The sequence below is a fragment of the Aeromonas aquatilis genome (assembly GCF_054052405.1).
In genome coordinates this window covers 1-20,144 of the sequence record NZ_JBSTYP010000046.1, presented here as the reverse complement: position 1 = coordinate 20,144, position 20,144 = coordinate 1, and the positions used below count along the sequence as shown (strand labels likewise).

The window sequence follows — 20,144 nt, the reverse complement described above, 5'->3', positions numbered from 1 at the left end:
GCTGAAAACAGGCGGGATCAGGCGCCTTGGCGAGCCTCGCTCAGCAGTGCCAGCGCCGGTTGGGCGTTGTCCGGCATCAGCCGGTAGGCCTTGTGGTGCTTGACCAGGGTGGTTTTCTTGTTGCCCTGACTCAGCAGCAGACCGTGCTTGAAGGCGGCCTCGGCCAGCACCTTCTCATCACCGCGCACATAGAGGGTGAGGGGTTTGACAAGCTCACCGCCCTCGATGTGGCCCTGATACTCGCTGTGGCTTATTACCAGACTCGCCTGACCGCCCGATTGCAGGCGCAGCTTGGCGTTCACTTCGCTCTCGGTCAGCACCAGCCAGCCTGCTGCTGTGAGCTCATCCAGCAGCGCCGCCAGCTTGGCACCCAGCTGCTGTGGATTGGTCATGGCGCACTGGTATTGGAAGGAGATGCGCTCCAGCAATCCCTTGAGATCGGCTCCCGCGCCCAGGGTGCGGCCAAGTTGCACCCAATCTTTTAAATCTTCCATCACCATACGAGAGAAGCGCTTCTCCTTGAGGGAGTCGGCCATCCAGGTGCAGAGAAAGTGGCTCTCTTGCGCCGGGGCGCGCTTGCCCGCCTTTTGCTCGGCGGTGCGGGCCAGTTCGGCCAGGCTTTGAGTGGCCATCTCGAGCAGGGCCTGATTGTAGGTCGGAGAGGTCATAAGCAATCCTTCAGTTGACCACCAGGGGTCAACACCGATGACAGAGATGGCAAAGGCGCCAGTGGCGCCTTTGCGGTTCAATAGAGCAACTGCCCGCCTTATTTCGGCTGACGGGGCTTCTTGGCGGCGGCCAGACGCTTGAGGCGCTGACCCTGCAGCTTGGCTTCGGCCATCACCTGGGCCACGGCGTTATCTTCACGCTGCGGGCGCTTGCCGAAGCGGCGACGCTCCTGCAACTGCTTGATCAGCTCGTCACGGCTGCTCACTTCATAGCCCGGCACCATGATGCGGCGGATCTTCTGGCCGATCAGGGCCTCGATCTCCAGCAGGGTTCGCTCCTCTTCACGGCTGACGAAGGAGATGGCCATGCCGCGCTTGCCGGCACGACCGGTACGGCCGATGCGGTGCACGTAATCTTCCGCCAGGAACGGCAGATCGTAGTTGACCACGTATTCCAGATCCGGGATATCCAGACCACGGGCGGCCACTTCGGTGGCGACCAGTACCCGTACCTTGCCTTCCATGAATTCGCGCAGGGCGCGGCGACGGTTGCCCTGGGCTTTCTCTCCATGGACAACGGCGGACTTGATGCCGTCGAGGTTCAGCTCCTCGACCAGCACATCACAGCTCTCGCGGGTACTGGCGAACACCAGCACCTGCTGCCAGTTCTGCTTGCCAATCAGCTCGGAGAGCAGCTCGCGCTTGCGCTTCTGCTCGACCGGATAGACGGTGTGGCTGACGGTATCGGCGGTGGAGTTCTGCTTGTTGACGCTGACGATCTGCGGGCGATCCAGCATCAGGTTGGCCAGCTTCTTCACCGCGTCGGAGAAGGTGGCGGAGAAGAGCAGGTTTTGACGGGTCTTGTTGACCGCTTGCAGGATCTTCTGCACATCGGCACTGAAGCCCATGTCGAGGATGCGATCCGCTTCATCCATCACCAGACACTCGACGCCAGAGAGGCTGAGGTTGCAGGCGGTGAGGTGCTCCAGCAGACGGCCCGGGGTGGCCACAATGATGTGAGCGCCCGCTTTGAGCTTCTTGGCCTGCACGTCCTGCTTGCCACCGCCGACGATGGTGATGGTGGTGATATCGAGATACTTGGCGAAGTCATTGATGTTGCTCGCCACCTGAGCCGCCAGCTCGCGGGTCGGGGTCAGGATCAGCACACGGGCGTTGGAAGGCTGGACCGGCGCCGGATTGTCTACCAGACGCTGCAAGATGGGCAGGGCGAAGGCGGCGGTCTTGCCGGTACCGGTCTGGGCGCTGGCCAGCACGTCGCGGCCACGGCGAATGGCCGGGATCGCCTGTTGCTGCACAGGGGTCATCTCCTGATAACCGCAATCTGAGACAGCACGCAAAATCTCGGGGGCAAAATCGAACGATTCAAATCTCATAATGGGTTCCTGTGTTCCAGCTGGGCTGTGTTTGGCTTGGTTAGCTCGGCATGAGCGAGACGGAGGTTGTAACCACCGACGGCTGCGCCTGACATCAAGTCAGAGAGTGAGCCGGAAAATGGCGGGCGCGAAGTGTAACAGATAGACGTCACAAATTCTGCTTCAAATGGTTGGAGTTTTTCGCGTAGTGGCGGACCTGTGTCGCAGCCATCGCAAGCCACTGCGTGGGATGGTCTGCATCTATAGTCGGGAGCGTGTGAACGCCTGGGGCGCGCGGATATAAAATCAGCCCCGCATTGGCGGGGCTGATAGTGAAAGATCATCACGGCCTTGGCCGGTCGGATCAGACTGCCAGATAGTCCATGATCCCTTCGGCTGCCTTGCGCCCTTCGTAGATGGCGGTCACCACCAGATCGGAGCCACGTACTGCGTCGCCACCGGCGAACACCTTGGGGTTGCTGGTCTGGAAGGCATATTCCGCCTGCTCGCGCGCCTTGATGCGATCCCGGTTGTCGAGCTCGATGCCGAACTCTGCCATCCAGGGTTGCGGGTTGGGTTGGAAGCCAAATGCCATCACCACCGCATCGGCAGCCAGCACCTGCTCGGAGCCTTCGATAACCACCGGATTGCGGCGGCCATTGGCATCGGGTTCACCCAACTCGGTGCTCACCACCTTGATGCCGACGGTGCGACCGTTGGCATCCAGCTCGACCGCCACCGGTTGCAGGTTGAACATGAACTCAACCCCCTCCTCGCGGGCATTTTTCACCTCCCGCTTGGATCCCGGCATGTTCTCCTCGTCGCGGCGATAGGCACAGATCACCTTGTCAGCCCCCTGACGGATGGCGGTCCGCACGCAGTCCATGGCGGTATCGCCACCGCCCAGCACCACCACCTGCTTGCCGGCGAAGTCGATGTAGTCGGCTTGTGCCTTCTCGAACCCCAGCAAGCGGTTGGCGTTGGCGATGAGGTAGGGCAGGGCATCATAGACGCCCGGCGCCTCTTCGTTGGCAAAGCCGCCTTTCATGTACTTGTAGGTGCCGACCCCGAGGAAGACCGCATCGAACTCGCCGAGCAGATCGGCGAAGGTGATGTCCTTGCCCACTTCGGTCTCGAGACGAAACTCCACGCCCATCCCCTGGAAGATCTCGCGGCGACGCTGCATCACCTCTTTTTCCAGCTTGAAGGAGGGGATACCGAAAGTGAGCAGGCCACCGATCTCCGGATACTTGTCAAACACCACCGGGGTGACGCCATTGCGAGCCAGCACGTCGGCGCAGGCAAGACCCGCAGGGCCCGCACCGATGACGGCGACCCGCTTGCCGGTCTTGACCACGTTCGAGAGATCGGGCTTCCAGCCCATCTCGAACGCCTTGTCGGTGATGTATTTTTCGATATTGCCGATGGTCACCGCGCCGAAGCGATCGTTGAGGGTGCAGGAGCCCTCGCACAAGCGATCCTGCGGGCAGACCCGACCGCACACTTCCGGCAGGCTGTTGGTCTGGTGGGAGAGCTCAACCGCCTCCAGAATGCGCCCCTCTTTGGCCAGTTTCAGCCAGTTGGGGATGTAGTTGTGGACCGGACACTTCCACTCGCAGTAGGGGTTGCCGCACTCGAGGCAGCGATCCGCCTGCATCTGTACCTGTGGCTGATTGAAGGACTCGTAGATCTCCACAAACTGGATTTTGCGGATCTTGAGCGGCTTCTTGGGCGGGTCGACCCGCTGGACATCGATAAACTGAAATACGTTCTGGCTCATAGGGTTCCCTCCTTATTGCGCCTGGATTCTGAGTTCTGCACTGGAACGGCTGGTGTGACCCAACAGCGATTTCACGTCGCTGGACTTGGGTTTGATCAGCCTGAACTTGGGCACATAGGAGTCGAAGTTGGCCAGGATCTCCTCGGCGCGCGAGCTGCCGGTCTCATTGAGGTGCGCCGTGATGATGCCGCGCAGGTGCTCCTGATGGATGGCGAGATCCGCCACGTCCAGCAGTTCCACCAGCTCGGGGTTGGTGCGCTTGGCGAAGTTGCCGCACTCGTCGAGCACGTAGGCAAAGCCGCCGGTCATACCCGCCGCGAAGTTGACGCCAGTCTGACCGAGCACGGTGACGATGCCGCCGGTCATATATTCACAACCGTTGTCGCCAATCCCCTCGACCACCGCCAGGGCGCCGGAGTTGCGCACCGCGAAACGCTCGCCGGCAGTGCCCGCGGCGTAGAGTTTGCCGCCGGTGGCGCCGTAGAGGCAGGTGTTGCCGATGATGGCCGCTTCATGGGATTTGAACGCCACGCCGACATGGGGCTTGATCACCAGCTTGCCGCCGGTCATCCCCTTGCCCACGTAGTCGTTGGCATCGCCGGTGAGGATCATCTCGAGGCCACCCGCGTTCCAGACGCCGAAGCTCTGGCCAGCGGTGCCGTTGAAGTGCACCTTGACCGGATCTGCCGCCATCCCCTGGTTGCCGTGACGTTTGACGATCTCGCCCGAGAGGCGCGCACCCACCGAGCGGTCGGTGTTGCGAATATCGTAGCGGAACTCGCCGCCGCTTGAGGTTTCCACCGACTCCAGCAGATCTTCCACCATTTTCAGGTTGAGCGGCCCCTTGTCGAAGGTGGGGTTGTGCTGCTGGCTGAACAGGCTGGAGCCTGCCGGAGCAACCGGACGGGCCAGAATGCCAGAGAGATCCAGCTTGGCCTGACGGGCGGTGAGGCCGGGCAGGGCTTCCAGCAGATCGGTGCGGCCAATCAGGTCGGTCAGCTGGGTGACGCCCAGCTGAGCCATCAGCTCGCGGGTCTCTTCGGCGATGAACTTGAAGTAGTTCATCACCATCTCCGGCAGGCCGGTGAAGTGCTCGCGACGCAGCTTCTCATCCTGAGTGGCAACGCCGGTGGCGCAGTTGTTCAGGTGGCAGATCCGCAGGTATTTGCAACCGAGCGCCACCATGGGGCCGGTGCCAAAACCGAAGCTCTCGGCGCCGAGGATGGCTGCCTTGATGATGTCGAGACCGGTCTTGAGGCCGCCATCCACCTGCAGCCGCACCTTGTGGCGCAGGCCGTTGGCGACCAGCGCCTGCTGGGTTTCAGCCAGACCGAGTTCCCACGGGGAGCCGGCGTATTTGACCGAGGTGAGGGGGCTCGCGCCAGTACCGCCGTCATAACCGGAGATGGTGATGAAGTCGGCATAGGCCTTGGCCACGCCGCAGGCGATGGTGCCCACGCCGGGTTCGGAGACCAGCTTCACCGACACCAGACAGCTCGGGTTGATCTGCTTGATGTCGAAGATGAGCTGGGCCAGATCCTCGATGGAGTAGATATCGTGGTGCGGCGGCGGCGAAATCAGGGTCACGCCAGGCACGGAGTAACGCAGCTGGGCGATCTGGGCGGTGACCTTGTCACCGGGCAGTTGGCCCCCTTCGCCTGGCTTGGCGCCCTGTGCCACCTTGATCTGCACCACATCGGCGTTCATCAGGTAGTGGGGGGTAACACCAAAGCGGCCAGAGGCCACCTGCTTGATACGGGAGTTCCTCTCGGTACCGAAGCGCTTGGGATCTTCGCCCCCTTCCCCTGAGTTGCTCTGACCGCCGAGGCGGTTCATGGCTACCGCCAGCGCCTCGTGGGCCTCGGGGCCGAGGGCGCCGATGGACATGGCGGCAGAGTCAAAGCGGGGGAACAGCTTGTCGGCTGGCTCCACTTGATCCAGTGCGACCGGATTGTCGACCTTTTTCAGGGCAAGCAGATCACGCAGGGTAGAGACCGGGCGCTCGTTAACCAGACGGGCGTACTCCTTGTAATCGGCATAGTTGCCGGAGCGCACCGCGGTTTGCAGGGTCTGCACCACATCCGGGTTGTAGGTGTGGTACTCGCCGCCGTGAACGAATTTGAGCAGGCCGCCGTGTGCGAGGGGCTTGCGGGCCAGCCAGGCCTGACGGGCGAGCTTGAGCTGATCCTGCTGGATGTCGGCAAAGTTGGCGCCCTGAATGCGGCTCGATACGCCACGGAAACAGGTCTCGACCACGGCTTTGGCCAGACCCACCGCTTCAAACAGCTGGGAGCAGCGGTAGCTGGCGACCGTGCTGATGCCCATCTTGGACATCACCTTGTAGAGCCCCTTGTTGATGCCGTTGCGGTAGTTGACCATCGCCTGGCGCAGGGGCATGGCGAGCACCCCCTCTTCAACCTGTTTGGCCAAGGTTTCGTAGGCCAGATAGGGGTAGATGGCGGTCGCGCCAAAGCCCAGCAGCACCGAGAAGTGGTGCGGATCACGGCAGCTTGCGGTCTCCACCAGAATGTTGGCGTCACAGCGCAGGTTGTTGTCCACCAGAGTCCGCTGTACCGCACCCACCGCCATGGCGGCCGGGATCGGCAGGGTATCGATGCTGATGTCGCGATCCGACAGCACCAGCAGCACGGTACCGCTCCTGGCGGCAGCTTTGGCCTCCTCGCAGATGCGCAGGATGGCGGCCTCCAGCCCCTCTTCGGGCTTGAAGTTGAGGCTGATCACCTTGTGCCGGTAGTACTCTCCCTCCAGTGCCAGCAGCTGGTGGAAGTCGGAGTAGAGCAGGATCGGTGACTGGAACAGCACCCGGTGGGCGTGGCCGAAGGTCTCGTTGAAGACGTTCTGCTCGCGACCGATACAGGTGGCGAGAGACATGACGTGGTTCTCCCGCAGCGGATCGATGGGCGGGTTGGTCACCTGCGCAAACATCTGGCGGAAGTAGTCATAGAGGGTGCGCGAACCTGAGGAGAGCACGGCCATCGGAGTGTCATCCCCCATGGAGCCCACCGCTTCCTGACCATTTTCACCGAGAACCCGGATGATCTGATCCAGCTCCTCGAAGGAGTAGCCAAACAGCTTCTGATAGGTTTTCAGCTGGTCGTCGGCAAATTCGCGGCGGCCGGTCTGGCTGTCGTCCATCTGCTCGAACGGCACCAGTCGGGTGCAGTGCTTGTCCATCCACTGCTTGTAGGTGTGGCGGTTCTTGAGATCGTCATCGATCTCGAAGCTGGTCCACACCTTGCCGTTGCTGGTATCGACCACGAACAGCTCGCCCGGGCCGACCCGGCCCTTCTCCAGCACTTCGTCCGGGGTGTAGTCCCAGGTGCCAACTTCGGAGGCCAGCGTGATGAACTTGTCCTTGGTGATGACGTAGCGGGCCGGACGCAGGCCGTTTCTGTCCAGTGCACAGGTGGCGTAGCGGCCGTCGGTCATGACGATACCGGCCGGGCCGTCCCACGGCTCCATGTGCATGGAGTTGAAGTCGTAGAAGGCGCGAAGGTCGTCATCCATGTTCGGGTGCTTTTGCCATGCAGGCGGGATCAACAGACGCATGGCACGGAACAGGTCCATGCCACCGGCGAGGAAGAGATCCAGCATGTTGTCGAGGCTGGAGGAATCCGACCCCGTGGTGTTGACGAAGGGGGCGGCTTCCTGCAAATCGGGAATGAGCGGCGTCGCAAACTTGTAGCTGCGTGCCTTGGCCCACTGACGGTTGCCGGCGATGGTGTTGATCTCGCCGTTGTGGGCCAGATAGCGGAACGGCTGCGCCAGCGGCCAGCGCGGGCTGGTGTTGGTGGAGAAGCGCTGGTGGAATACACAGATGGCGGCCTGCATACGGATGTCGGCGAGATCGAGATAAAAACGCGGCAAGTCCACCGGCATGCACAGCCCTTTATAGACGGTGACCAGGTTGGAGAGGCTGACCACATAGAAGTAGTCGTCGTTGACGCGCTTTTCGATGCGGCGACGCACGATATAGAGGCGGCGCTCGAGATCCTTGTCGACCCAGCCGGGCGGGGCGTTGACAAAGACCTGTTCAATGCTGGGCAGGGAGGCTTTGGCGATGGTACCCAGTACGTTGGTATCGACAGGCACCTTGCGCCAGCCGACCAGACTCAGGGTCTCTTTTTCCAGCTCTTCGTCGATGATGTCGCGGGTCTGCTGGGCCAATACAGGGTCGGGGTTGAGAAACAGCATGCCGACCGCATAGTTGCGGCCAAGGTGCCATCCCTTCTCCTCGGCGACAGCTCTGAAGAAGCTGTCCGGTTTTTGCAGCAGCAGACCGCAACCATCGCCGGTCTTGCCATCGGCGGAGATCCCGCCGCGGTGCTGCATGCGAGCCAATGCTGACATCGCGAGACGGACAAGCTTGTGGCTGGCTTCCCCTTCCATGTGGGCCAACAGGCCGAAGCCACAGTTATCCCTCTCCAGCTTTGGATCATATAGTGACATTGCATTTCTCCCTTGCTCGGCCTTGTATCGCACAGTCATCACCTGACTGCATAAATTGCGATTGGCTCTTGTGGTTCCGTCTGCCTGACGTGGCGAATCTCCAAACTAATGGGATTTTCTGGCGAGGTCAATCGCAGGTCAGGTTTGTCTTCATGATTACATTTGCATAACAAAATGTCGGGTTAGGGGGATTCGCTCGCGGTTATGAAGTGTTTATTCTGTTTAGTTTGATTTTGTTGGTTAAATATATCGCCATTGACGGGCTCAATGGTGTGCTCGGCGACGATGGGCGAATGTAGTAATTTTACCAACCCGATGTGGCCGACAGCGGAAGGGATCACATTTTCAATATCCCATGCTTGCAATTGTGTGCTGTCGGGTCTCTTTGAATTTTTCATTGTTCAACAGTGGGTTATCAGGTCTCATTTTCATATGGATGTTTACTGTTTGAATAGTCAAAGAACTGTGAAAATCCTTTTTTTGCGCTTTTTATCTATATTTATTCAAAATTGGTCGGGTATTTATATGTTTTACCCTCTCCGCTAGCTTGATCCAGCTCAGCCCCTGTTTTGCGCAAGCTCGTACAATGGCGCTCCTTTAGCGGAGGTGTCATGCAGTTACACGAACTCGTCAATACATTCGGTCAGGATCTCAAGCAGCGTCATGGTCAGAAGATCCACAAACTCTCCATCCACGGGGCCTTCACCTGCCCGAACCGTGACGGCACCCTGGGCCGTGGTGGCTGCACCTTCTGCAACGTTTCCTCTTTTGCCGACGAGTCGGCTCAGCAACTCTCAGTGGTGCAACAACTGCTGGCTCGCCGGGACGAAGTCACCCGTGCCAAGCGCTATCTTGCCTACTTTCAGGCCTATACCAGCACCTATGCCGAGGTCGAGTATCTACAGCGGATGTATGAAGAGGCGCTGTCAGTGAGCGATATGGTGGGGCTCTGCGTGGGCACTCGCCCCGATTGCGTGCCGGATGCGGTGCTGGATCTGCTGGCGGGCTATCAGGCCCGGGGTTACGAGGTGTGGCTGGAGCTCGGGCTGCAAAGTGCCAACGACAAGACCCTGCAACGGATCAACCGCGGCCACGGTTATGCCGCCTATGAGGATGCGGTAAGACGTGCCCATCAGCGTGGCATCAAGGTATGTGCTCATCTGATCGTCGGCCTGCCGGGCGAGGTGCCGATGGACAGCCTCGATACCCTGCATCGTATCGTTGAGACCGGTGTTGAGGGGATCAAGCTGCATCCGCTTCATGTGGTAGAGGGCAGTACTCTTGGCAAGGCGTGGCAGGCGGGGCGCCTTGAGGTATTGACGCTGGAGCAGTATGTGGAAGCGGCCGTTGCCATGATCCAGCACACGCCGCCCGAAGTGGTGTATCACCGGATTTCGGCCTCCGCGCGCCGTCCAACCCTGTTGGCGCCAGCCTGGTGTGAAAATCGCTGGACGGCCATGGCGGACATTGCCAAAGCACTCTCATTGAACGGCCCGCAAGGTCACGCGTTGGGCAGACCCTTCATACTTCCTGACCTATAATTGAGCGCCAGATTATTATTTTCACGTAAAACATAGGGTTATATAAAAAACTTCATAACCTAAACTATAGTTTTGCTACGTGCCGGTTGATATAGTGGTGCGCCATAATAGATGTCATTATCAATTAACGCCAACATTCACCCTGATTGCAGTGTTAGCATGGTGTTGATGAGCCGATTATTTTTACCAATAACGAATCATGCCGCCATTGCTGCTGTGCCGGGAAATTGGGGATGAGTGTCGCGATCTATCTGGACAGGTTTATCCCCTGATCAGTCTCATCAGCGGGAAGGCCACTCGGTTTTAGCGTGGCTATAGCAGGGAAATAGGAGCGATGAACGCTCTTATCTACCTCATTTATGCAGTGACAGGATGCTATGCAAGCAGAAACAAGTCGTATTGATGAGTTATTGGAGTGTCTGGTCTTCTTGACCCGCTTTTATGGTGTGCCCAACAGCCAGGATGCCCTGACGACCGGGTTGCCACTGGTCTCCGGACGCCTGACTACCGCACTCTTTTGCCGTGCTGCCGAGCGGGGCGGTTTATCCGCCCGTGAAGTGATCCAGCCACTGGCCGATATTTCTCCCTTGCTGCTGCCTTGTGTATTGCAGATGCGCAATGGTGGCGCCTGCATTTTGCTGGAGTGGAACGAAGATCGCAGCCAGGGGAAAGTGATTTTCCCGCAGGCAGGTGATGCTGCCCAATGGCTAACCGCAGCCCAGTTGGGTGATGAGTATCTGGGGCGCCTCTTCTACGTGAAGAAGCAGTTCAAGTTTGACGAGCGCTCTCCCAAGGTGCTGGAAACCCGTGATGGACACTGGTTCTGGAGCACCTTGTTCGAATCCCGCGGCATCTATCGCGATGTGCTGATCGCCTCCATTCTGATCAACCTGTTTGCCATTGCCAGCCCTCTTTTCACCATGAACGTCTATGACAAGATTGTGCCCAATCTGGCGTTTGATTCACTCTGGGTGCTGGCGGTCGGGGCCATGGTGGTCTTTACCTTCGATTTTGTGATGCGGCAGTTGCGCAGTTACTTTATCGATATCGCTGGCAAAAAGTCTGATGTGCTACTGTCCGCCAAGATTTTCGCCAAGGTGATGGGTATGCGGATGGAATCTCGTCCCGCTTCCACTGGCGCGTTCGCCAAACATCTGCAGGAATTTGAATCGGTGCGGGAGTTTTTCACTTCCGCGACGGTTTCTACTCTTATCGATCTGCCCTTTGCCGTCTTCTTCCTTTTTATTATCTGGATGTTTGCCGGTGTGATGGTGGTGGTCCCCATCGTCGCCATGCTGATCCTCATCGCCTACAGCTTCTATATTCAGGAGCCCCTCAAGCAGTCCATCGAAGAGGGGTCGCGCCTTGCGTCCCAGAAGAACGCTAACCTGATTGAAAGTATTTCCGGGCTGGAAACCGTCAAGATTTTCGGCGCCGAGAGCATGTTCCAGCATCGCTGGGAACAGGCCGTGTCCCATATTTCCACCTGGGGCGTACAGACGCGCCGCATTACCAACTCCATGTCCTCGCTGGCCAGTTATATCCAGCAGGTGGTGACGGTTGGTCTGGTGATCGTCGGTGTTTACCAGATCTCGGAAGGCTTGGTCACCATGGGGGGGATGATTGCTGCCGTGATGCTCTCCAGCCGCGCCATTGCGCCCATGGTGCAACTCTCCGTGTTGTCGACCCGTTATAACCAGGCCAAATCTGCACTGGATATTCTGGAAAAAATCATGCAAACCCCGGGAGAGCAGGAGGAGGGCAAGCAATATATCCATCATCCGGTGATTGCCGGTCGCATTGAATTCGAGAATGTCTCCTTCAAATATCCGGGAATGGAAACCAGCACCCTGCACAATATCAATTTGCGCATTCAGCCGGGCGAAAAGGTGGCGATTATCGGCCGGATTGGGGCGGGTAAAACGACCCTCGAGAAATTGTTGATGGGACTGTATCGACCGACCGATGGCTCGGTACGTATCGACGGCTTTGAACTCGATCAACTGCCACCAGCGGTGATCCGTCGCAATATCGGCTGTGTTCCGCAAGATGTCATTCTCTTTTTCGGATCGGTGCGGGACAACATCATGCTGGGTAATCCGCTGGTGGATGATGTGAGAGTCTTGCGCGCAGCCAAGCGGGCGGGTGTCACCAACTTTACCAACCGGGATCCCAACGGGCTGGATCGGCAGATAGGTGAGGGGGGGCGTCAGCTCTCCGGTGGCCAGCGTCAGTCGATCCTGCTGGCACGCGCCCTGCTCAATGATCCCCCCATTCTGGTGATGGATGAGCCGACCTCCAACATGGACAACCAGTCCGAGATGCAGGTCAAACAGGAGCTCGCCAGACTGGGCCCGGAAACTACATTGATCCTCATCACTCACAAAACCTCGATGCTGGATGTGGCATCGCGAGTGATCGTGATCGAGCAGGGGCAGATCGTTGCTGATGGCCCCAAAGAGGTGGTGTTGCAGCAGTTGAAGGAAGGCAAGGTGCGCGTGCAGGAGGTGTCCCATGGTTAAGGGGCTCATGGACTGGTTCAAGCGCAGCAAAAAGACGCCTTCCGGCGATGTATTGCCTGCACCCGAGCATCTGGAGTTTGTCGATGATGGCGCAGCGGCTGTACTGCTGACCACGCCGACCGGTGCTCGTATCCTGCTATGGTGCTGTTTCCTCTTTTTCATGAGTGCCATCGTCTGGGCGGCCTGGGCCGAGCTTGATGAAGTCACCGTGGGTCAGGGCAAGGTGATCCCGTCTCGCCAACTGCAGGTGATCCAGAACCTGGAAGGGGGGATCGTCAAAGAGATCTTCGTCAAGGAGGGTGACATCGTCGAAAAGGGGCAGCCACTGCTGCGCATCGATGACACCCGTTTTCGCTCCGATTTTCGCGAGCGTGAGCAGGAAGTGGTCACCCTCAAGGGGGATGTGGCCCGTCTGCGCGCCGAGATGGCCAGTGTCGAGGTGAAAAATGAGCCTGCGCTGGGATGGCGTGAACAAGTAGTAGTGGGAGAGGCGCCTATCCAGTTCCCCGATGGTTATGAAACCGTCTTTGCCGAATATGCCAACCGCGAGCGCTCGGTACAGCGGGATCGTCTGAATAACCTGAAGAACCAGCTCTATATTCTTGGTCAGCAGATCGAGCAGAAAGAGCAGGAACTGATCGAGCTGAATGCCAAAATCCGCACCGTGAACCGCAGTGTGGATCTGGCCAGACAAGAGCTCAATATTAGTCGTCCACTGGCGAAAGAAGGTATAGTGCCTCAAGTGGAGCTAATCAAGCTGGAGCGTCAGGTCAACGAGATGCAGGGAGAGCTTGAGAGCAACCGTCTGCTGATCCCAAAACTCAATTCGGTGTTGCGTGAGACCATCTCCAAGCGCAACGATATTGCGCTGAAGTTCAGGGCTGACTCGCAGACCGAACTGAATGAGAAGCAGGGGCGGCTTGGCCAGTTGTCAGAGGGGCAGGTCGGCTTGCGAGACAGGGTTGATCGCACCAGTGTGATCGCACCGCTTAAAGGCACCATCAAAAAGCTCAAGATCAACACTCTGGGCGGCGTGGTTCAGCCCGGCATGGATTTGATGGAGATCGTGCCGCTGGAGGATACCTTGCTGGTGGAGGCCAAAGTATCACCGAAAGATATTGCCTTCCTGCGCCCGGGGCTGGAGGCCATCGTCAAAATTACTGCCTATGACTTTACCATCTATGGAGGATTGCATGGCAAGGTTGAACAGATAAGTGCGGACTCGATTCAGGATGAGGAGGGCAACTCCTTCTATCTGGTTCGAGTGCGTACCGAGAAGAGTTACTTGGGCGATGAGCTTAACGCACTTCCCATCATCCCCGGTATGTTAGCCAGTGCTGATATCATTACTGGTAAAAAAAGTGTCCTAGACTATTTGCTGAAACCCATATTAAGGGCAAAGCAGTCGGCACTGAGAGAACGATAAGCCAACAATCTAAAAAACAAGACATGACTGGAGATAACATGAAAAAAACGATTGTTGCCATGCTGGTCAGTGGCATCACCCTGATCCCCAACCTGGGGCAGGCTCAGACTCTGGAAGAGTCGGTGGCACAGACACTCGCAACGCATCCCAAGATCAAGGAAGCGTTTGATCTTTATCAGGCCCGCCTCTATCAGCATGATGGCGCCAAGGGCGGCTATTATCCTACGATCGATTTGCGTGGTGGTGTAGGCTATGAAAAGACTGATAGCCCTACAACTCGTGCTCCTGGGTTCAGGGGCGATGATTCACTGACGCGTAAAGAAGCCGGACTCAGTCTGCGGCAAATGTTGTTTGATGGCTTTGATGTCAGCAACAACGTATCCAGAACAGAAGCTGAAGCCAATGCCCAGCGTTTGGCGATGATCTCCGAAGCGGAAAACACCGCGCTACGGGTGGCTGAGGTGTATCTCAATATGCTGCGCCAGCAGGAGATTTTGGAACTCTCCAAACAGAACCTGGAAACCCATGAGCAGATCCGCAGCGACATCAGCAAGCGGACTGATTCAGGGCTGGGTTCTACCGCAGACCAGACCCAGATCGATGGTCGTGTTGCCCGAGCCTATTCGAACCAGGCTGCTGCCGAGAACAACTATCGCGATGCAGAGAGTGAATTTATCCGCGTCGTGAACGAGGTTCCCAAAGATCTGGTACAGCCGGTGCCAAATACCGAGTTGATCCCGACCAGCCTCGATACCGCCCTGAAAACGGCGACCGAAGTCCACCCGACCCTGCTCTCCTCACTGCAGGATATCGAAGCGGCCAAGTATCAGCATGAAGGCGCCAAGTCCGGTTTCTACCCCAATGTGACATTTGAGGTCGATCAGAACTGGAATGAGGATATCGATGCGGTCAAAGGCCGTAACGATGACCTGACCGCCATGGTGCGGATGCGTTACAACCTGTTCCGTGGCGGTTCTGATGTGGCAGAGAGCAATGCAACATCGGCGCTCTACTCTCAGGCGAAAGACATTCATCTGAATGCGTTCCGCCAAGTGGAGGAAGGTACTCGTCTGGCCTGGAACGCGAAAGAGTCGCTGGCCAAGCAAAAAACCTTCCTGAAAGAGCATGTTGACGCCAGCTACGATACCGTACAGGCATACAAGAAGCAGTTTGGCTTGGGTCAACGGACTTTGCTGGACGTATTGAACACCGAGAACGAATTGTTCGAGGCGCGTCGCAGCTACATCACTGCCGAGTATGATGCACTGCTGGCGGACTATCGCATTCTTAATGCGACAGGCAGCCTGCTCAATGCATTTAGCGTCAAACAACCCGCTGAATGGCAGGCCAAGCAATAACCGTTTGCCCATGATCCCGCCGGGATGATGGACGCCATCATGGTGACTGCTGCTGGCAGTCACCATGTTTGGCTAAAGCAGGTGGTTGCACGGGGTTTGAGGAGTGCAGCAGCAATAATGCAGCAGGAATATGATGTGACACTCCAGCGCGGGCTCGGTGACAGATGGTGCTATCTCCTCAATGAATGGAGATACCGCTCGCTACGTGTTCTGCGCCACTCCTTATGGATCCTGCTGTTACCCTTCTCACTGTTGCTCTGTGCCAGTCAGCCTCTGCCACAGGACGATCTCAACTTGATCAAACGGGCGGAGCAGACCTACGGCGCCAGAGCCGGCAAGCGAGTCACCAGTTGGCGTATGCTGGTCATGGAGACGAAGGGCAGGGCCCTGACCGAAGCAAAAAAACTCGAACGGGTGAATAATTTTTTCAATCAGATGCGTTTTATTGACGATATCAAGTTGTGGCGCAAGAAAGATTATTGGGCAACCCCGTTGGAGTTTTTGGGGGCAGCCGGGGGAGACTGTGAAGATTTCAGTATTGCCAAATATTCAACTTTGCTTGAATTGGGTATCCCGGATGAAAAAATGAGGATGGTGTACGTCAAGGCACTTGATTATAACCAGTTTCATATGGTTGTTGCCTATTACGAGACGCCATCATCGGTACCTGTGATCCTGGACAATTTGATCGGTTCTATCCGTCCGGCAAGTCAACGTCGGGATTTGGTGCCTATTTACAGCTTTAACGGTAGTCACTTGTGGTTGATGAAGGCGCGTGGCCAAGGGGAACTGGCTGGTCAATCATCTCGCTTGGGATTATGGAATGATTTACGCAATCGCATGACATCGGGGCGATTGGCTCGGCCTGTGGTGAATTTGGATGATTAACCTATGACGCTCTATCGACAGTTATTAGCCACCATGCTGCTGCTGTTTGGATTGTTATTTGCGGCCACATACTGGGTGCAATTCAATTCAACCCGCACTTATCTGGCGCAGCAACAGGAAACAACGGTCATCAATACGGTAACCTCACTGGGGCTTGCGCTTACCCCCTATCTGGAAAATGGTGACAAGGTCGGTGCCGAGTCGGTGATCCAGGCCATCTTTGATGGTGGCTATTATCGACTGGTTCGCCTTGAACTGTTGGCATCAAAGGATGTCATCGAGCAGGAAAATACTAACACCATTCAGGGTGTGCCACAGTGGTTTATCAATTTGGGACTGTTTCCCGAGGTATCCAACGAGTCAATTCTGACGTCTGGCTGGTTGCAGCTTGGAAAATTAAAAGTGGTTGGTCACCCCGGCCAAGCTTATTACGAGTTGTGGCGCGGAATGAGCGAACTTGCGAGCTGGTTTCTAATCGGTTTCTTGATCACCACCATTTTGTTGATGAGAGCACTTAACTACTTGCTCAAGCCACTCAAACAGATCTGTGAACAGGCCGTCGAGATTGAGCTGCACCATTTCGGTCATATGATACCGGAGCCGAACACTCATGAATTGAAGCAGGTCGTTCAGGCGATCAATACCCTCTCCGGCAAGTTGGCGTTGCAGTTCAAAGAGCAAGCCGATGAGGCCGAGAAATTGCGTGAGCGGGTTTATGTCGACGCCGTGTCGGGTCTTGGTAACCGCGCCTATTTTGTGGGTCAGGTTAATGCATGGATAGCGGAGGCTGGCCAAGGTGGTGTCATGCTGGTTGCGGTCGACATGCTGGATGATATCTATCGCGACGAAGGCTTTGCTGCCCGAGACAACATGGTCAAATCGATCGCACAGGCCTTGAAAGAGCAATTAAAAGGGTGGGACGGCGCAGCCTTGGCACGGATCTCCGCGACGGAATATGCGCTGCTTTGTCCAACTGATGATCTCAATCAACTAAAAGAATTGGCTGAAGTGATTAATAGCCGCATTGCCGATCTGGTCGTGAATCCAATGGGCGAAGGCGATGCGCTCTCCGTCATCGGCATTGCCGGTCGTGATGGTAATGATGATCTTTCAGCCTTGTTGACCAAGGCCGATAACGCGCTTGGCAAGGCGCGCAATGAACGCCGCGGTGCTGTCGTGATGGAAGGGGGCGCCGAGCAAGGTTTGATGGGACGTCTGGCCTGGCGAGATCTGGTACAAGATGCTATCTCACGGCAGCTCTGGCGTTTCAAAGCCCAACCAGCTTGCCGGTTTGATAACGGAGCCAGGTTGCATGCCGAACTGTTTGCTTCTATCTCCCGTGATGGCACAGACTATTTTGCCGGTCAGTTCTTGCCCGCAATTGAACAGTTCAAACTGGGTGGCGAGTTTGACCAGGCGGTGCTCGATGCTTGCGTTCCTTTACTGCAAAAGCAGTCTGATCTGGTGTTGGCGATCAACATCACTGCTGGCTCGCTCTGCTCGGATGAATTTTTAACCTGGCTGACTCGCTATCTGACCGAGTATGCCGAGTTGAAAGATCGGTTGCTATTCGAAATCCCTGAAGTTGCCATAATGAAGCATAAAGATAACGTTGCTGCGTTGGTGGACACTTTGCAGGCACATGGCTTCCAGTGGGGGGTTGACCACTACGGTCGTCACTTCCAGTCGCTGGGTTATCTGGAGGAGCTGTCGCCAGCTTATGTCAAGGTTGACCACGGTTATACCAGCCAGGTCATGGAGCCAGGGGCTGACACCTCATTCCTGGCTGCGGTGTGCCGTGCGGCGCACAATGCTGGTGTAACCACCATTGCGACCCGCGTCGAAGATCAACATCAAGTCGAGTTGCTCTCCAAGCTGCATATCGATGGTTATCAGGGATTTGTTCACCCTGCCTTTCCGTTGTCTTGAATAAGATGCCATAAAATGGCCCCGAATGGGGCCATTTTTATATCTATCTATTCTCTTTTCTCCATCTTTATATAATCAAAGTACACGTAGTGCTGAATGGGGCTGCCTATAGGACTCTGATTTATATTGAAAAAACTGAACTCTTCGATTTTTTTCCGTGTACCTGTTCGATACAGATCGAAATGCATACATTTTTGCAACGGAACAGAACGCTATCTCCTTCTACGGTATAGACATCAAGATCTGTCACGTTGGAGCAATGGATATGCGTACCCAAATTATCGACAAGTCCGTGGTTGTCTCAGCCATCGAAGGGAATGTGGAGATTGTGTTGGCTGATGGAAGCAGCCGCCCTCTGCAAAAAGGTGAAATCCTCCAACCCGGAGCCAAGTTGACCATAGCGGATGATGCCAAGCTGGCACTTTTCCCTTATGACGACACACCTGCACAGAATTCACCTACGGGTTCCGAGTCGGTTGAGCCAGGTCAACCGCAAGGAGCTTCGCCCACCGAAGGCGCCCCTTCCGATATTGCCGCATTGCAGCAATCGATTCTTCAAGGTGTGGATCCTACTCAGAATTTTGAGGCTTCTGCCGCTGGTGGTGCACCTGCTGCCGGTGGTGGTGGCGGTATTGGTGGGGTTGCGGGGGCCAGTGGTAATGGTGGTTTCGTAACAATTGATCGAACAGGCGATGCCACGATCGCGGCTGCAGGGTTTGATACCACCTACGATACGGCCGCTGTCATCAATGAAAATCAGGCCGAAGATTTGATTCTTGAGAATCAGCTTGATGATTTGGGTGAAACCGTCGTGACTCTCGAAGACTCTCTGGTCAGCGGGAATCTGCTCGAAAATAGCACCAATCCTGACGGACCAGCTGATGCCTCTATCGTTTCATATGACTGGGGTATCAATATCGGAGTCCCTGCCGGTGTTGCTGCCACCATTACCGGAGTGGGCACGCTGATCATCAATCCGGATGGGAGCTATACCTTTACTCCGGCTCCTAACTATGATGGCGCAGTTCCCCCGGTGAGCTATCAGGTAACTGATGGCCAGGACACAGTGACTTCAACACTCGTTATCTCCATTACTCCGGTAGATGAGGAGGTAAGTCTTGATGGGCTTACTCAGGAAGGGGGAGAGGTGTTGGTCAGTGATGCCAACTTGGCCGACGGTTCGGCACCTAACGCAGCCGCGTTAACTCAAAGTGGGGTGTTTACCTTTAATGCCCCTGATGGTGTCCAAAGTCTTGCTCTGGGTAACGTTACGCTCATCACCAATGGTCAATCTGCTACCTCTTTTCCCCTGTCAATTATTAGCCCGTTAGGAAATGTCCTGACAATTACCGCGGTGACCTACAACCCTGTGACTGGTGCAGGACAAGTCAGCTACAGCTATACCCTTGGCGACAATGAAAACCACACAAGACCTGCCAATGACACCTCCTTGAGCGAGAGCTTTAGTGTCGTTTTGACTGATAGCGATGGCGACACGGCTAGCGATACCCTTGATATCACTATTTTGGATGACATTCCCACTCTGGCTGGTGATATCGGGTCAACTCTGGGTGGTCAAGTGCAGGAAGATGCGCTGACTAGCGGCAACAACGAAGGGACTGGTCAGAGTGCGAACGCCAGCGGCGCCGCTGGGACCCTCAATAGCCTGGTCAACTTCGGTGCTGATGGGGCAGGCAGCTTTGGTCTTGGCAGTGATGTCAGCAGTCTGACAGCGCAGGGACTGACCAGCGGCGGTGTGGCGCTGAGCTACAGCGTGGTGGGTAATGTGTTGACTGCCAGTGCAGGTAGTGTGCCGGTCTTTACCCTGACCGTAGGGGCAGACGGCAGCTACAGCTTTACTCTGAGTGGCCCGCTGGACCATCCGACAGCGGATGGTGATGACGGCGAACAGCTGGCTGGCGTGGGCATCGACTTCTCTGGCGTACTGACCGCCACCGACGGTGACGGTGACCCGCTGACAGGTGGCTTCCCGGCGGGTAGCTTTGCCATCAAGGTTGAAGATGATGTGCCGGTGCTGGCGGGGGGAGAGGATGAGCGGCCCCAGGTTGGTGGTCAAGTGCAGGAAGATGCGCTGACCAGCGGCAACAACGAAGGGACTGGTCAGAGTGCGAACGCCAGCGGCGCCGCTGGGACCCTCAATAGCCTGGTCAACTTCGGTGCTGATGGGG

General features: G+C 56.7%; 11 protein-coding genes. 7 read left to right on the top strand and 4 right to left on the bottom strand.

The genetic code is table 11. The features are described 5' to 3' along the window. Nucleotides 1-17 precede the first annotated feature (17 nt). The 4 genes from ACW5W8_RS17090 to gltB all read right to left on the bottom strand — a co-directional run bounded on the left by ACW5W8_RS17090 (nucleotide 18) and on the right by gltB (nucleotide 8,291). On the bottom strand, nucleotides 18-668 hold the full coding sequence (locus tag ACW5W8_RS17090; RefSeq protein ID WP_498629015.1) for a DUF2913 family protein: 651 nt from the start codon (nucleotides 666-668) through the stop codon (nucleotides 18-20). 98 nt (nucleotides 669-766) lie between these two features. Continuing rightward, complete coding sequence (locus tag ACW5W8_RS17085; protein ID WP_005337380.1) at nucleotides 767-2,062, bottom strand: DEAD/DEAH box helicase; 1,296 nt, start codon at nucleotides 2,060-2,062, stop codon at nucleotides 767-769. Between the two features lie 343 nt (nucleotides 2,063-2,405). Next, nucleotides 2,406-3,821: an FAD-dependent oxidoreductase gene (locus tag ACW5W8_RS17080; protein ID WP_042056188.1), complete on the bottom strand. Its 1,416-nt coding sequence runs from the start codon at nucleotides 3,819-3,821 to the stop codon at nucleotides 2,406-2,408. A gap of 12 nt (nucleotides 3,822-3,833) precedes the next feature. After that, nucleotides 3,834-8,291 (bottom strand): glutamate synthase large subunit, encoded by a 4,458-nt coding sequence (gene gltB / locus ACW5W8_RS17075; RefSeq protein ID WP_498629012.1) that lies wholly within the window; start codon nucleotides 8,289-8,291, stop codon nucleotides 3,834-3,836. Nucleotides 8,292-8,902: 611 nt separating this feature from the next. Here gltB and mnmL point away from each other — a divergent pair. The 7 genes from mnmL to ACW5W8_RS17040 form a co-directional block, all read left to right on the top strand. Further along, complete coding sequence (gene mnmL, locus ACW5W8_RS17070; protein ID WP_042083735.1) at nucleotides 8,903-9,832, top strand: tRNA modification radical SAM protein MnmL/YtqA; 930 nt, start codon at nucleotides 8,903-8,905, stop codon at nucleotides 9,830-9,832. 377 nt (nucleotides 9,833-10,209) lie between these two features. After that, nucleotides 10,210-12,354 (top strand): type I secretion system permease/ATPase, encoded by a 2,145-nt coding sequence (locus ACW5W8_RS17065; RefSeq protein ID WP_005337360.1) that lies wholly within the window; start codon nucleotides 10,210-10,212, stop codon nucleotides 12,352-12,354. Further along, the gene (locus tag ACW5W8_RS17060; RefSeq protein ID WP_498629010.1) at nucleotides 12,347-13,780 is read left to right on the top strand and encodes an HlyD family type I secretion periplasmic adaptor subunit; all 1,434 of its coding nucleotides are present in this window, start codon (nucleotides 12,347-12,349) and stop codon (nucleotides 13,778-13,780) included. Before ACW5W8_RS17065 ends, ACW5W8_RS17060 begins: the two co-directional genes overlap by 8 nt. Before the next feature lie 38 nt (nucleotides 13,781-13,818). Then, nucleotides 13,819-15,138 carry a TolC family outer membrane protein gene (locus ACW5W8_RS17055; RefSeq protein ID WP_498629008.1) on the top strand — a complete coding sequence of 440 codons (1,320 nt, stop codon included), beginning with the start codon at nucleotides 13,819-13,821 and terminating at the stop codon, nucleotides 15,136-15,138. Between the two features lie 135 nt (nucleotides 15,139-15,273). Next, complete coding sequence (locus tag ACW5W8_RS17050; protein WP_498629042.1) at nucleotides 15,274-16,026, top strand: transglutaminase-like cysteine peptidase; 753 nt, start codon at nucleotides 15,274-15,276, stop codon at nucleotides 16,024-16,026. Between the two features lie 3 nt (nucleotides 16,027-16,029). Then, nucleotides 16,030-17,955, top strand: a complete 1,926-nt coding sequence (locus tag ACW5W8_RS17045) for an EAL domain-containing protein (protein WP_498629007.1) — start codon at nucleotides 16,030-16,032, stop codon at nucleotides 17,953-17,955. Nucleotides 17,956-18,112: 157 nt separating this feature from the next. Continuing rightward, nucleotides 18,113-20,144 (top strand): retention module-containing protein (locus ACW5W8_RS17040; RefSeq protein ID WP_498629005.1); only part of this gene is annotated, 2,032 nt, incomplete at its 3' end.

Excerpts from the sequence above, each read along its gene's own strand:
- ACW5W8_RS17055 (WP_498629008.1), top strand. The coding sequence starts at position 13,819 with ATGAAAAAAACGATTGTTGCCATGCTGGTCAGTGGCATCACCCTGATC.
- gltB (WP_498629012.1), bottom strand. The coding sequence starts at position 8,291 with ATGTCACTATATGATCCAAAGCTGGAGAGGGATAACTGTGGCTTCGGC.
- ACW5W8_RS17065 (WP_005337360.1), top strand. The coding sequence starts at position 10,210 with ATGCAAGCAGAAACAAGTCGTATTGATGAGTTATTGGAGTGTCTGGTC.
- ACW5W8_RS17045 (WP_498629007.1), top strand. The coding sequence starts at position 16,030 with ATGACGCTCTATCGACAGTTATTAGCCACCATGCTGCTGCTGTTTGGA.
- ACW5W8_RS17085 (WP_005337380.1), bottom strand. The coding sequence starts at position 2,062 with ATGAGATTTGAATCGTTCGATTTTGCCCCCGAGATTTTGCGTGCTGTC.
- ACW5W8_RS17060 (WP_498629010.1), top strand. The coding sequence starts at position 12,347 with ATGGTTAAGGGGCTCATGGACTGGTTCAAGCGCAGCAAAAAGACGCCT.
- mnmL (WP_042083735.1), top strand. The coding sequence starts at position 8,903 with ATGCAGTTACACGAACTCGTCAATACATTCGGTCAGGATCTCAAGCAG.
- ACW5W8_RS17080 (WP_042056188.1), bottom strand. The coding sequence starts at position 3,821 with ATGAGCCAGAACGTATTTCAGTTTATCGATGTCCAGCGGGTCGACCCG.
- ACW5W8_RS17090 (WP_498629015.1), bottom strand. The coding sequence starts at position 668 with ATGACCTCTCCGACCTACAATCAGGCCCTGCTCGAGATGGCCACTCAA.